The 15,064-nt window shown below is 43.9% G+C and carries 10 protein-coding genes; 5 read left to right on the forward strand and 5 right to left on the reverse strand.

Annotated elements, in window-relative coordinates; translation table 11 throughout:
* Nucleotides 1-428: 428 nt before the first annotated feature.
* Nucleotides 429-1,298 carry a D-hexose-6-phosphate mutarotase gene (locus F975_RS12660; RefSeq protein ID WP_004753920.1) on the reverse strand — a complete coding sequence of 290 codons (870 nt, stop codon included), beginning with the start codon at nucleotides 1,296-1,298 and terminating at the stop codon, nucleotides 429-431.
* Nucleotides 1,299-1,435: 137 nt separating this feature from the next.
* Between F975_RS12660 and glpK the strand changes: the two genes are divergently transcribed.
* Nucleotides 1,436-2,923, forward strand: coding sequence for a glycerol kinase GlpK (glpK, locus tag F975_RS12665; RefSeq protein WP_034426036.1), 1,488 nt, complete (start codon nucleotides 1,436-1,438; stop codon nucleotides 2,921-2,923).
* A 33-nt stretch (nucleotides 2,924-2,956) separates the two neighbouring features.
* On the opposite strand, the gene F975_RS12670 is transcribed toward glpK, so the two are convergent.
* The 3 genes from F975_RS12670 to F975_RS12680 all read right to left on the reverse strand — a co-directional run bounded on the left by F975_RS12670 (nucleotide 2,957) and on the right by F975_RS12680 (nucleotide 6,439).
* A complete protein-coding gene (locus tag F975_RS12670) occupies nucleotides 2,957-4,483 on the reverse strand; it encodes a DHA2 family efflux MFS transporter permease subunit (RefSeq protein ID WP_004753924.1) in 1,527 nt (508 codons plus the stop codon).
* A 6-nt stretch (nucleotides 4,484-4,489) separates the two neighbouring features.
* On the reverse strand, nucleotides 4,490-5,641 hold the full coding sequence (locus tag F975_RS12675) for an HlyD family efflux transporter periplasmic adaptor subunit (RefSeq protein ID WP_004753925.1): 1,152 nt from the start codon (nucleotides 5,639-5,641) through the stop codon (nucleotides 4,490-4,492).
* Between the two features lie 300 nt (nucleotides 5,642-5,941).
* The gene (locus F975_RS12680; protein ID WP_004753927.1) at nucleotides 5,942-6,439 is read right to left on the reverse strand and encodes a thioesterase family protein; all 498 of its coding nucleotides are present in this window, start codon (nucleotides 6,437-6,439) and stop codon (nucleotides 5,942-5,944) included.
* Between the two features lie 97 nt (nucleotides 6,440-6,536).
* On the opposite strand from F975_RS12680, the gene hemB reads away from it, so the two are divergent.
* Both hemB and thiO read left to right on the forward strand, forming a co-directional pair.
* Nucleotides 6,537-7,550 carry a porphobilinogen synthase gene (hemB, locus tag F975_RS12685; protein ID WP_004753930.1) on the forward strand — a complete coding sequence of 338 codons (1,014 nt, stop codon included), beginning with the start codon at nucleotides 6,537-6,539 and terminating at the stop codon, nucleotides 7,548-7,550.
* A gap of 29 nt (nucleotides 7,551-7,579) precedes the next feature.
* Nucleotides 7,580-8,695, forward strand: coding sequence for a glycine oxidase ThiO (thiO, locus tag F975_RS12690; RefSeq protein WP_004753932.1), 1,116 nt, complete (start codon nucleotides 7,580-7,582; stop codon nucleotides 8,693-8,695).
* Here thiO and F975_RS12695 read toward each other — a convergent pair whose 3' ends face one another.
* The gene (locus F975_RS12695; RefSeq protein ID WP_004753934.1) at nucleotides 8,696-9,598 is read right to left on the reverse strand and encodes a TIGR01777 family oxidoreductase; all 903 of its coding nucleotides are present in this window, start codon (nucleotides 9,596-9,598) and stop codon (nucleotides 8,696-8,698) included.
* A 554-nt stretch (nucleotides 9,599-10,152) separates the two neighbouring features.
* Between F975_RS12695 and F975_RS12700 the strand changes: the two genes are divergently transcribed.
* Both F975_RS12700 and F975_RS12705 read left to right on the forward strand, forming a co-directional pair.
* Nucleotides 10,153-11,403: an exonuclease SbcCD subunit D gene (locus tag F975_RS12700; RefSeq protein WP_004753936.1), complete on the forward strand. Its 1,251-nt coding sequence runs from the start codon at nucleotides 10,153-10,155 to the stop codon at nucleotides 11,401-11,403.
* 9 nt (nucleotides 11,404-11,412) lie between these two features.
* Nucleotides 11,413-15,009 (forward strand): AAA family ATPase, encoded by a 3,597-nt coding sequence (locus F975_RS12705; protein ID WP_004753938.1) that lies wholly within the window; start codon nucleotides 11,413-11,415, stop codon nucleotides 15,007-15,009.
* Nucleotides 15,010-15,064: the final 55 nt, after the last annotated feature.

Consider the following 15,064-nt stretch of genomic DNA (forward strand, 5'->3'; position numbering starts at 1 on the left):
AAATCTTAAACTTAAAATCAGGGTCATATCCACTGTATGAATATGACAGGCCTTGTACCACCGCCAGATAGAATGCCCGATAGTATCATTCATAAATTTATTTAAGCGCTATGCCGTTATTTTCAGGGAAAGAAGAATTGCTTTGCTATTTCTTTATCTCATCGCATGAAGCAAACACCATTATTATTTTATTTTTCAATAAAGTATAAATTATTGATATTTTAAAAACTCGAACCCCAAGTTTTCTGCCTAAAGAATACCCAAAATAGATCAAAAAATAGGATAGTGTGTCATACAAATAGAGTTTTCTTGGGTTCTAGAGGCTTTTATAATCGCGCAACTTGAGTGTTTTTTAACACCTTGCTCACATGAATTCAGCGCAAAAAATTCATGCCAAAGCTCACTCTTACCAGTGAGCTTTTCTCTATTTATATATCTGTAATTTTTAGCTGGTAATCTACTTTTGAACCTGCCGCCAATTGTACAGTTTCACTGGCAATCTGTCCGCATTCTACACAGACAAAATGCTGCCAGTCGCCCTCGGCAATATCACCCAAACGCTTCGCTTTATCTTGCCACGGATTCCAGACCACCACACTGGCACAGCTGGGTGCAGCAATCTGAATTGGTTGAACATGTACTTGTACAATTTGATAATGACCCGATGCTTTCGGGTAAATTCGATCAGTTTCTTGTTGAAAGGTCACAGCATCTATTTCACAAAAGCGCTGATTACTTTGCAATTGATCCATAAATTCAGCGTTTTGCAAACCATAAATTTCAGTCTGCTGAATCTGATCAACCTGAAAATAACTATGCCATGCAAAACTAAATTCAAAAGCTTGCGACCCGATATTTTCGACCTGTAAATCCAGATTTAAAGATATCCCGCAAGAAATTCGCAATTTCAAACGAAAAGCATATGACCAGATTTTTCGAGTTTCAGGCGAGTCTTGTAAAATAAAATCTGCGTGGTGAATGACTTGAGCTTCGTCATAACTCACGTTTTGCAATTCCCAAATCAGGTTACGTGCAAAACCGTGTGCGGGCTGTAACCCTTGCGGATGCGCGCCAAACCACGGGAAACATAGCGGAATGCCGCCACGCAATGCTTTACCGACCTGTCCTGTATTGGCTTTAGATAACCAAAGCAGTGAGTTCTCACGATGTTTGGGCTGATACTGTAAAATTTGCGCCCCCTGCAAGGCAATGCAAGCTCGACAAGATGGACTATCAATTTCAAGGACATCTAAATCTGTGAGTTTTTGATTCAACTTAAGTTTTTTTATCGCATGCATCTTATGGTAACAATTTATTTTAAATCACGTTAAAGCTTAATTGATCTATCTCTATTTGCAAACATCAGGCAGATATCTTTCTTTATAGGGTTACGCTAGTATTTTTGTTATCCCCCTACGATACGATGGTTTTGTTAATGAGCTACTTACTTGCACTCGATCAGGGAACAACCTCAAGCCGTGCGATTATTTTTGATGAACTTGGGCAAGTTCATGCCATCGCACAACGCGAAATTTCCATTCAGACACCCCACTCGGGCTGGGTCGAACAAGATGCTAATGAAATCTGGTCCACCCAAATTGCCGTGGTACAGCAGGCTTTAGCTTCAGCTCAGATTCTTGCGAAAGATATTCGGGCACTCGGTGTTACCAACCAACGCGAAACCACTGTGGTGTGGGACAAACGTACAGGCAGGCCGCTCGCACCCGCCTTAGTCTGGCAAGACCGTCGTGCTACTGCATGGTGTAACCAGTTAATTCAACAACAGTTATCTGACAAAATTCACAAAAAAACTGGCCTTCAAATTGACCCGTATTTTAGTGCAGGCAAGCTGGTATGGTTGTTAGAAAATGTTGATGGTTTACGCCAGCTAGCACAGCAAGGGCATGTAGCATTTGGCACAATTGACAGCTGGCTGGTATGGAATCTGACTCAAGGTGCAGAACATGTAATTGAAGTCAGCAATGCGTCACGCACCATGCTCATGAACCTCGGTCGCCAAATCTGGGATGAAGAGCTACTTGAACTGTTTGATATTCCTGCCAGTGTTTTACCCAAAATCATCCATTCTGATGCCTATATTGCAGATACTGCACAAGGTCTACTCGGTAGCAATATCCCAATTGCAGGGATTTTAGGTGATCAGCAAGCTGCGTTGTTTGGGCAATCCTGTTTTGAAGCAGGGATGGCAAAAAATACCTATGGCACAGGCTGTTTTATGCTGTTCAATACAGGCAACCAACTGCAATACAGTCACAATCAGCTACTCACTACACTGGGATGGACCTGCAACAATAAAACTCATTATGCTCTCGAAGGCAGTGTATTTATGGCAGGCGCTATTGTGCAATGGCTACGTGATGGCTTGGGCATCATTAAAAGCAGCCAAGAAGTGGAAAAACTGGCGTCTCAGGTCAAAGACACCGATGGTGTTGTGCTAGTACCTGCCTTTACAGGGTTGGGCGCGCCCTATTGGGACAGTGATGCACGTGCATTACTGTGTGGTATGTCGCGTGGCACCACCAAAGCCCACATCGCTCGCGCTGCCCTAGAAGCAATCGCCTTTCAAGTGGCTGATGTTTTCACAGCAATGCAATTGGATCTATCTCAACCCTTAAAAGAATTACGGGTTGATGGGGGTGCAAGTCAAAATGACATGTTAATGCAATTTCAGGCAGATATTCTCAATGTCCCTGTAATGCGCCCGAAAATGCGTGAAGCCACTGCATGGGGAGCAGCGGCTATGGCAGGCATGAAAATTGGCGTGTTTGCCCATGTCGGGGAAATTGCCCAGTCTTGGCAACTTGATCGTTGCTTTGAGCCAAAAATCTCAGTAGATCAGCGCCAGAGCCAGCTACAACAGTGGCATCGGGCCTTGCAACGTGCGCGTTCAGATTTAAATTAAAATAAAAGAAGCCAGTCGAATGACTGGCTTCTTTTAATGAGCATGCCCCCCCTCGACATTGCCTTTAGCACGCGGACTAAACCAAATCAAAATTGCCCCGACCAAAAAGACCAAGGTAAAAATTAAAAATACATGATTGACCGAAATGGTTGAGGCTTCTTTATCGACTAAATTCGCAATGGTGCCCACAATGGTTGAATGACTCATACCACTGGCTTCAAGTGCTCGTACCGTTCCTTCGGGATGCAAGCTAGATACCATTTCACTACGGGCAATCTTGCTATGATCATCCCAAATGGTCACTGCTAATGAGGTTCCCAGTGCACCTGCCATGGTTCTTACAAAGTTCATCAATCCTGCTGCCGATGCAATTTCTTGCGGTAACACTGAACCTAATGCCAGATTGGACAATGGAATAAAGAAAAATGGGACAGCAAAACCCTGAATAATCTGTGGTAATGCCAGTGCCATAAAGTCCGCTTCATTATTCCAGAAAGCCCGCAGCAAGGTCACGCCACTCATCAGCACAAAACCGAAAGACGCCAGTAGTCGCGCATCAAACTTGCTGGCAAGTTTTGCCACAATCGGCGACATGGTCAAACTACCAAAGCCCATCATTGCGGTCAGATAACCTGCCCACGTGGCGTTATAACCCATGTTGCTTTGTAGCCACTGTGGAATAATCACAATACTGCCAAAGAAAGCGGCAAAACCAAACGCCAGTGTCAACGTTGCAATTGAAAAACCCCGATGCCTGAAAATCCGAATATCCACCACAGGGTGCTTATCCGTATATTCCCAGATCAGGAACACCACAAAACCAATCGCTGCGATCAATCCCAACACCACAATCATGCCGTTATTGAACCAGTCACGATCATGCCCCAGATCGAGCATCAACTGTAAGGCAGCAATCCAAAGAATCAGTAACCCCAAGCCCATCCCATCTATTTTTAACTGTGTAGTTGGGGTTTCCGCAGGTTTGAGTATTCGAATCGCGGCGAGTGCACAAATAATCCCGACAGGTAAATTAATAAAGAAAATCCAGTGCCATGTCAGGTTGTCACTGATCCAGCCTCCTAGAATCGGCCCCAAAATCGGCCCCACCACGGTGGTCATTGCCCATAAACCCATAGCTTGGGCATGTTTTTCAGGTGGGAAAATACGCATCAGCAAGGCTTGGCTAATTGGCATAAGTGGACCACCAAACAGCCCCTGCCCAATTCGGCAAAACACCAGCATTTCAAGACTGTTGGACAAACCACACAGTAAGGAAAATACGGTAAACCCGATCAGGCAAGCAACAAAAATCCGTACCGAGCCAAAACGCCCAGCCAGCCAGCCTGTTAACGGCACGCAGATTGCTTCAGCAACTGCATAGGACGTAATCACCCATGTGCCTTGCGAGGTTGAAATTGCCAAGTCACCACTAATATGGGTGACTGAGACATTGGCAATGGTGGTATCAAGCACCACCATAAAGTTTGACAGCGCGATTACAAATGCTGCCAGCAGTAATCGCCCTCCTGTCAACTCAGCAAAAGGAGTGGCATTTTTCATAAGCAATTACTTCGCACTGAGGTCAACATCAGCATTCATCGACAAACCGACACGTAGTGGATGCGCGGCTAGTTCTTTTGGATCAAGTGCAATACGTACAGGTAAACGCTGTACCACCTTAATCCAGTTACCTGTCGCATTCTGCGCAGGAATCAAGGCAAATGCTGAACCCGTTCCACCCGAAAAGCCCATGACTTTGCCATGATAGACCACACTTTTCCCATACAAGTCAGAGGTAAGCGTTGCAGTTTGCCCGATACGGACTTTGGCCAGCTGGCTTTCTTTAAAGTTGGCATCAACATACAGCTGTGAAATAGGCACGACACTCATCAGCACAGTGCCTGGTGCAACCCGCTGCCCGACCTGAATATTACGGCTGGTCACCACACCATCGACTGGTGCACGGATCAACGTGCGTTCCAAATCAAGCAATGCCTGTTGGACTTGGGCTTGTGCAGTCAAAATATCAGGTGCGGTGTTTTCACTTGCCCCCGTAATCAAGGCTTCATTGGCAGCCAAGTTACTTTGTGCCGCTTTACGACTCGATTCGGCTTGTGACACCGCTGCTTTAGCAACATTTAATGCAGCCAGTGCAGTTTTTGCTGCACTTTGTGATGAGGTCAGCTCTTCTTTAGAAATCGCACCTGTTTGCTCAAGTGCCTGACGACGAGCTAACTCTTGACGTGCATTGTCATAATCTGCCTGTGCTTTGACAACCTGTGCCTGCGCACTGCTAATGCTGTCACTACTCACAAAAATTTGTGAATTTAAAGAACTGCTGTTGGCTTGAGTCTGGTGATATTGACGTTTGGCTTTTGCCAATGCCGCTTCTGCCTGTGCGAGTGCAATTTTGGCATCACGTTGATCGACCTGTACTAAAATATCGCCTTTATGCACTTGTTGAGTATCTTGTACCAAAACTTGTGAGACTTGCCCTGTCACCATTGACGTGATTTCAGCAGTATCAGCGCCTACATAGGCATTGTCGGTATTAACCGTATTATTGAAAAAGATTGCCCAAATTGCATAAAGTACCGCTGCAATAACCAATATGAGTGCCAAAAAGCCAAGCATTTTTTTGCGTTTGGCTTGCATGGCTGGTTCAGAATTTGACTCTGGCGGTTGGGTCTCGGGTGTATTATTGGAGACATCTGTCATCACATATTCCTAAATTAACTCAAACTGTGATCAGAACACCTCAAATACATCTCAGCTGTGCACAGGCTTCACCAATCGGCTCAGGAAATGTATTTGAACTATACCCAGTCTTGATTTTTTGAATCGTTTGCTTCGTTATATCGGGTAAAAATCACATTTTGATTATAAAAATACAAGATTGTTTTTTTCGTAAAAACGTGTACAAAGTGCAACAGAACCCCTTATTTTAATAGGTTTCTAGCACATAAAAACACAATCTAAAGTTTTAATATTAATCAATATTTATTAATATTCATCTATTTAATAAGCATAAGAAGCAATGGCCACCGCGATAGTGACTGAGCAGTCATTTTGCATAGACATTCTCATTGTACAACTTTTTTTGCCCATTCTTAAGACTTCTGCATGAGCAATAAATGCTTGCCCACGACCAGGTGCCAGATAATCTACCCTCAAATCCAGTGTTGCCAAACGTTCGATCTGTTTAAGTACCTGTTCTCGATGCTGAATATCGGCACGCTTATATAATTCTGCCATTGCCACCACACCGCCAAGGCTATCGAGCAAGGTGGCCGCCACACCACCATGTAAAATTTCATAAGCCACATTGCCAATCAGGTTTGGCTGCATATTCAGATGCCCTTGAATCTGATCATCCACCACCCGCATGCAAATCCCGTTATGTTGTAAAAAAGGCGAATGGTTAAAGGCATCACACAATTGCTGCAAGATTGCAGAGAGCTGATTTTCAGATGAAATATCCAGTTGCCCTGTCCATGTTTTTTTTGCTTGACCCATGCTGAGTTATTCCTTGAATGATGATATGTTCTTGTACAAACGCCTCATTATAGGGCTACAATAGCCCCCAAGTTTAATACTGAACATCGAGATTGTTATGACTTATACGTTCAATCGCCCTGCATTTCCTGCCACCCGTATGCGCCGTATCCGTAAGAATGATCAACTTCGAGCGATGGTCAGTGAGACTCAAATTACTTCACACCACCTAATTTACCCTGTATTTGTACTGCCAGGACAAAACCAGCGTGAAGACATTCCAAGTATGCCAAACATTCAGCGTTTATCGCCTGATTTGCTGTTGAAAAAAGCGGAAAGCCTTTTAGAGCTTGGAGTGTCTAAACTGGCGCTGTTCCCTGTTACACCACAAGAAGACAAAAGCCTGACTGCTGAAGCCGCGTGGCGTGAAGATGGTGTGGTTCAAAACACCTGCCGTTTACTCAAAAAAGAATTACCAGAAATGGTGCTGATTACTGACGGCGCACTTGACCCTTATACTACGCATGGTCAGGATGGTATTATTGACGAAAATGGTTATGTCTTAAATGATGAAACAGTAGATTGCTTGATTAAACAGGCACTCAGTCATGCCGAAGCAGGTGCTGATGTAATCGCACCAAGTGACATGATGGACGGACGTATTGGCGCGATTCGTCAGGCACTCGAACAAAATAACTTCATTTATACCAATATCATGGCGTACTCTGCCAAATACGCCTCAAGTTTTTATGGCCCATTCCGTGATGCTGTAGGTTCATCGAGTAACTTAAAAGGTGGCAACAAATACACTTACCAAATGGATATCGGCAACCGCGCTGAAGCCTTGCATGAAATTGCTCTAGACTTACAGGAAGGTGCAGACATGGTGATTGTCAAACCAGGTTTGCCATATCTCGATGTCGTGCGTGAAGTCAAAGATACCTTCGGTGTTCCGACCTTCGTGTATCAGGTGAGTGGTGAATATGCCATGCTTGCAGGTGCGATTCAAAATGGCTGGCTCAGTGACAATGTGATTCTAGAATCATTATTGTGCTGCCGCCGTGCAGGTGCAGATGGGATCTGGACATACTTTGCCGATGTCGCTGCGCAAAAACTCAAAGAAATGCAATAATTCATTTTCCTAGATAGATCGAGCGCACGATGCAGATTGCCATCATTGGGGCGGGTGTAAGTGGTTTACTCTCAGCCTTTGAACTGATTCAACACGGCTGTTCCGTCACGATTTTTGATCAGCAACATGCAGGCAAAGCGGCCTCATGGGCAGGTGGTGGCATTTTGTCGCCGATGTACCCGTGGCGCTACCCTGCTGCGGTCAACCAGCTAGCTCAATATGGCAAGGCGCTTTATCAGGAATACAATGAACAGTTGTATCCCATCACCCAGATTGATTTTCAGATTCAGCATACTGGTATGCTGATTTTTGACCCTGAAGATTTTGCCATTGGGCAAAGCTATGCGCAGCGCTATCAGGAACCGATGCAATATGCAGAGTTACTACAGGGGCAACACTTACATCAGGTCAATCCACGTGTATCGGAACAGTTTCAGCAGGCATTGTATTTCCCACATTTATCCAATGTGCGAAACCCACGGCTGTTGCAGTCTTTAATTGCTTATTTAAAACAGCAACCTCAAATCAAATTTGTGGAAAACTGTGCAATTCAAAAATTACAGATTCAAAATCAGAAAGTCACAGCAATTCACACTGAAAATGGCGAAAAATTTGTAGCTGATCAGGTGGTACTTGCCACAGGTGCGTGGAGTCAAACTTGGGCTGAGCCACTCAATTTAAGCATTCCAGTCAAACCTGTACATGGACAAATGGCACTATTTAAAACACCAGAAAACTGGTTGCCAACCATGTGTATGAATAAGGTCATGTATCTGATTCCACGGCGTGACGGACATATTGTCTGTGGTTCAAGCATGAATGATTTTGGTTTTGACAACACACCGAAAGCCCATATTCAGCAAAATATTGTCGATGCGGTATTTGAAATGGTGCCAGAACTGGCACAGTTTCCACTGGTCGATCAATGGGCAGGCTTACGTCCAAGCTCCCCAGACGGCGTGCCTTACATCGGGCAAATGCCAGAGGTCGACAACTTATGGGCCAACTTCGGACATTTCCGTAATGGTTTGTGCATGGGACCTGCTTCTGCGCGCCTACTGCGTCAACTCATGTTGCAACAAAGCACTTTGGTTGATCCAGCAGCGTATTCGCCGCAGCGCCTCATACAAAATGCTCTCGCCTAATTACGCCAATAATTGCTGCAACGCCAAATCCAGAGTTGGATAATGAAAATGATAGCCTGCTTCAAGCAAAGCTTTGGGTTGGACAAACTGTCCATTTAAAATCAGTTGAGATTGCTCACCCAGTAAAAGCTTAAAAGCAAAGCTTGGGGCTGTCAGTAATGGACGAACCTGTAAATATTTGGCAGCACACTCGGCAAACTGCTGTTGGGTCGAATGTTCAGGTGCAACCACATTAAAAACGTGTGCCTGTGGCTGATGAGTGATTAGAAACTCAATCACACTGAGTACATCGGCAATATGCACCCATGTCACAGGCTGACGACCATGTCCGATTTTTCCAACCAGTTTCATTTTTATCGGTTGAAGCATCTGCGGCAAAATTCCACCATCTGCGGCAAAGACCACGCCTAAACGGATAATTTTAACCGTGTACTGCGCTTGATATGCTAAAGCTGCCTGTTCCCACTGCTGACAAAGTTCTGACATAAAAATGTCTTGGGGCTCAGTATTTTCATCGCAAATCTTTTGCCACTGTTGCTGTTCATCAATCCCGTAATAACCTACTGCTGAACCTGAAATCACCAGTTTTGGCTGATGCTTCTGGTGATTAAGCCACTGAAACAATTGTGTTGTAGTCTCAACCCGACTATAAATCAGTTGCTCTTTGCGCTCTGTACTCCAGCGCTGCTGACCAATATTTTCTCCCGCCAGATTAATTACATAGTCAATCATTTCATTATTGACCTGACTGAGTTTCTGAACCCAGCGCAGGTTATGGTGGTCTGACGTTCGATTTTTACGGCTCAGGGCAATCACCCGATAATCACGTTCTAACAAATACGGTAACAAATGCCCACCAATAAAGCCCGAAGCACCTGTAATCAAAATAGTTGCAGCAGACATAGTTTTTCCTTTATTCATTTTTATTAGATGAGATGCTCTAAAATATAGCATGCCTGCCAATATTTGATCACAAATTAGACCACTTGAGTTTTTTTAAAGTTTTTTAAACTTTCTTGTCAACCATTACTCAAACACTGACGTTATATAGGGTACAAGGTCTGTTGTTGACGTTTTTGCACGGCATCAGCGAAAACGTCTCTTCAGTCACCTGCCATCAACAATCTTTGCCTCGGGTAACTTCATAAAAATAACCCGTTGTACGAAGTATCTTAGACCAACGATTTATATCACTCGAATCGTTGGTCTTTTCTTTTTCAGAATATTTTTCCACTCGTTTTAAGCAATCTACGAAATATCTTACCTATAAATTAATATGGAGATAGCAACATCGAAACACAATATATCCAGAAAAAAATCAATAAAAATAAAATGGATTCAATCAATCCAATTCAACTACCGTAAAAAAAGTCACTTTCAATCTTGGTGCGTATTCTGCACCTTGCATACAGCTTTATGCTACCTTATGGGCATTCATTCGCAGGACTTCCAACTTTATGAGCGTGCATTTTCTTCATACTTCAGACTGGCATTTGGGGCAATTCTTTTATAACCATTCACGCCACTATGAACATGAACAATTTCTGGCATGGCTCATTCAACAAATCAAAGAAAAACAACCACATGCTCTGCTGATTGCAGGTGATATTTTCGATGTGATCAATCCAAGCTCACAGGCACAAAAACAACTCTATCAATTCCTTGCCGATGCACACGAGGCTGCACCACAGATGCAAACCCTGATGATTGCGGGTAATCATGACTCAGGTTATCGAATCGAACAGGTCGAACCCTTACTGGAAAAATACCATGCAAAAGCTGTCGGTGTAATTCGCTGGAACGATGACAAAAGCTTAAATACCGAGCGCCTGATTTTGCCGATTTATGATGCCCAAAAAAATATTGTGGCATGGTGTGTGGCACTGCCTTTTCTACGTTCTGCGGAAATTACAGGCCTGAACGACCAGACCAGCACCAGCCAATCTGCAATTGAATATCTACATCGTACCCTGATTGGCGAAGCACAAAAAAGAAAAACACCTGAACAGGCATTAATTGTCATGTCACATGCGCACATGCAAGGTGCAGAAACGTCAGACTCGGAACGCCCAATTATCATTGGCAATGAAGAAGCACTTTCTACTGCATTATTTGATGGTGCAATTGATTATGTGGCACTGGGACATTTGCATAAACCGCAAAAAGTCGGACAAGCACATATTCGTTATAGCGGCTCGCCGATCCCCTTATCTTTTAGCGAAATTCATTATAATCATCAGGTAGTTGATGTCAGAATTGATCCAAAAAATCCTGAACAGCCGTGTACTTTTGACGCAATAGCCATTCCACGCAGCATCAACCTGATTGCCATTCGCGGCAGTCTCGATGAAGTCTTTACCCAGCTACAAGCTTTGCCGCACGGCGAAATTGAGGAGATTGAGCAACGTGAATATGTGGATATTGAATACAGTACCACCCAACCGCCTGCTTTAAATTTGCGCCAACAGTTTGAAGATGCCCTGCCAAAAAACCGTTATCGACTGGTCAAGATTTCCCGCCAGTATTTGCCAAATGAACAGCAACAAGATCAGGCTTTAAACATAAGTCTAGAACCGCCGACTCCCGAAAAACTATTTAGCAGCCTGTGGCAAAAACAAGGTTACGATGCCGATGACAGCGTACTCAAAGACTTTATGAGTTTGGTTGAACAAGCCCAACATGTACTTGATGATGAAACCTCTGCTTAAGGATTTGCCATGAAAATTTTATCTATTCGCATAAAAAATCTGGCATCGCTGGCAGGTGAACAGTGGATTGATTTTGAAAGTCAGCCATTGGCAAATGCAGGGCTGATCGCAATTACAGGCAAAACAGGTGCAGGAAAATCAACCATTTTGGATGCGATGTGCCTTGCTCTATTTAATAAAATTCCACGCCTCAAAGAAAGCGATGGCAAACTTCGTGATGTCGACGGTTCAGAATTATTATCTAATTCACCTTTAACCGTGCTACGGCGCGGCACGGGGCATGGTTTTGCCGAAGTGAGCTTTATTGCACCCGATCAGAAACGTTATTTGGCACGTTGGGAACTCAAGCGCGCCCGTGAAAACCCTACGGGCAAATTGCAAAGCGTACAGCGTTCGCTGACTTGCCTGAGCGATGGTGTGGTGATTGCCGATAAAACCAAAGCCGTCGATGACAGTATCAAAAATATTACCCAGTTGTCGTTTGAACAATTTACCCGTGCGGTGTTGTTAGCCCAATCTGAAGTCACGGCTTTCTTAAAAGCTCGCGACAGTGAACGCGGTGAATTACTTGAGTATCTAACCAACTCGGCGATTTTTGCCAAAATCGGGCAATTGGCATTTGAAAAAACCCGTGACATTGCCAAGCAGCGCAAAGAACTGGAAAATGTTTTAGGACATATTGAAATCTTGTCAGATGAAGCTGTGACTGAACTGACCGAGCAACTGCAACACAGCAATATACAGTATGAAAAACTCAATGCTGAGAAGATAAAACTTGAGCAATATCAGCGCTGGTTTACCCAGCAGCAGCAGCTCGAACAGGATGTACAACACCGCCAGCAGCATCTAACTGAGCAACAACAAAAATTTGATGCGTTGGGTTCAAAACGCACGCAGCTTAAACAATTGGAAACCTTTGCTAGTATTCGCCCGAGTGTGATTCAACAGCAAAGAACTCAGGCGGAACTGTATCAGTTACAACCGCAAATTCAAAGCTGCCAGCTAAAATTCAACGTCATTAAACACGGTTTTGAACAAGAAAAAACTGTGTTTGATAATGTGGATAAACAATTTAAAGCTCAGCATACGTTTGAACAAATACATCTGTCCAACCTTGAGAAAGTCCGAACCTATATTCAAGAGCGCGAATTTATTGGCAAGCAATTTGTTAAAGCCAAATCCACGCTAGAAAGTTTGCAACAAACTTTACAACCGTTATTACAACAACAGACTCAATTGCAAACGAATTGTGATCAATTCAAGATACAGCTTGAGCAAGGGTCACAACAGCTACAACAAACCGCACAATTTTCAAGTTTGGATCAAGGACTGTCTGCACATATCGCACCACTACAACGCTTTATTCAGCATTTGCAAAGCTTCGAACAGCAATATGGCGAACTTACAACTGCACAAACAGATTTAAGTCAAAAACAACAACAGCTTGCTTCACTGCAACAGCAATTTGGTCATGAGCAAACCATTGATGAACAACTTGAACAACTACGAACAACGTCCGAGAAAACCTCTGTTCAAAGCCATCAATTGGCTCTCATCAATACCCAATTTCAGCAATATGTTCAGCTTCGTTTAGAACAAGATACTGTTCAAAAGCAATCTACTGAACTCTTGCAAAAGATTCAGCAAAGTACACAACAGGTTCAGCACACTGAACAGCAATATCAAATCCATAAACTGAAACGAGAACAGTTACAACGCATCTTGCAGCAGCAACGCCTGTTGCATACTGAAAACATTGAAAAGCTACGTGAGCAATTGATTGAAGGCGAAGCCTGCTTGGTCTGTGGCAGTACCCACCATCCGTTTAAAACAGATATATCTGCACTTTCCAGTGAGCTGTTGAATTTACAGGAACAGCAAGAACAACAAGCTATTCAACTGGAACAGCAGCAGTTGCAGGCTTGGCAACAGGCGCAGCAGATTCATGCACAGCACAATATGGCGCTCACGCAAAATCAAAGCCGCCTAAATGCGTTAACTGCTGAGCTTGAAAAAACTCAGCAATCCATGAGTCAGATCTGCATTCAAGCTCAAATTGACATTGATTTCAGCCAAGCACCAGAACTCACCCAGCAGAAACTTTTACAAATCATTCAAACACTTCAACACGATAAGCAGCAGATCGAACAGTCGATCCGACAACTTGATGATACTCAAAAACAGCAACGTGCGTTGACCCAACAGATTCAGCAGATTTCACAGCAGCTTTCGATTGTGCAGCAGTCCGAGCAGACGATCCAATATCTGCTCGATCTACTCACGACAGAGCAACGTGATGCATGGCAAAAACACCCTCTAAAGATTGCCAATCAAATGGTGCAGCAGCTCAACCAACGCAGCCAGCTTTTACAGCATATTGAAATGCTGAATCAGCAGTTGAATGACAAAACTCGACTTCTACAGCAAAAAATACATGAAATTCAGACCAAGCATGAGCAAATTCAACAGGCAGAAAAAGAGAAAGCTGAATGTGAGCGTAAAGGGCAAGAAAATAAAGAACTTGCGACCCAATTGATTTTTGAAATGACGCAAATACAGATTGAAAAACCACATGAATGGTTGATTCAACATGATGAACAACGCCAAAATCTACAGCTTCAATTTAACCAGATTCGCCAAAGTTTCGAGCAAGCCCGCGAAAAATTTGATCAACAGCAACGGCAACTTGATCAGCTCAACATTCAGTTGCTTCAGGTGACGGCGCAACATCAGGCTGCGACCCTTGAAATCGAACAATGGCTAACACAACATGCAGAGTTTGATCAGCCATTACTTTCCCAGCTACAGCACATTTCGCCTGAAGAAGCCCAGCAGATCCGCCGAGACGTTCAAGATGCCGAGCGAGCATTGGCAGATGCTCAGGCAGCACTAAAAGCCATTCAAGAGCAATTACAACAACATTTGGGCCATCAGCCTGAAATTGGACTAACTCAACTGCAAACCGAATTCACAGCGTTGCTTGAATCCCTGCAACAAACACAAGACATACGCGATAACTTCAAACTCAAACTGGAACTACATCAGCGCAATCTAGAGAAACAACAAGAATTTTTCGAACAGATTCAGCAAATTCAGCAGCAGGAACATCGCTGGGGTAAAATTTCAGGTTTAATGGGAGATGCCAACGGCAAAAAATTCCGTGATTTGGCTCAGCAATATAATCTGGATATTTTACTTGAATATGCCAATCAACAACTGGCGATGCTGTCACAGCGTTACACGCTCAAGCGCCTAGAACACTCGCTTAGCCTCGCCATTATTGACCATGATATGGATGGCGAAGTACGTTCGGTTGCCTCACTGTCTGGTGGTGAATCCTTCCTCACCGCGCTTGCCTTGTCACTGGCGATTGCCAATATGGCATCAGGTTCCATGAAAATCGAATCGCTGTTTATTGATGAAGGCTTTGGCACCTTAGACGCCTCATCGCTACACATGGTGATGAATGCACTCGACCAATTGCAAAATCAGGGGCGCAAAGTCGTACTGATCTCGCATATTCAGGACATGCATGAACGCATCCCTGTACAGATTCAAGTGCAGCCACTCGGTTCAGGGGCAAGTAAGATTGAAATTGTGGGCTAGACAATAGATTCGATGTTCATGGGAAACGTACGATGCAACAACATCCCTCCTCCGC

The organism is Acinetobacter brisouisimilis (assembly GCF_000368265.1).
In the GTDB taxonomy this organism is placed as follows: Bacteria; Pseudomonadota; Gammaproteobacteria; order Pseudomonadales; family Moraxellaceae; genus Acinetobacter.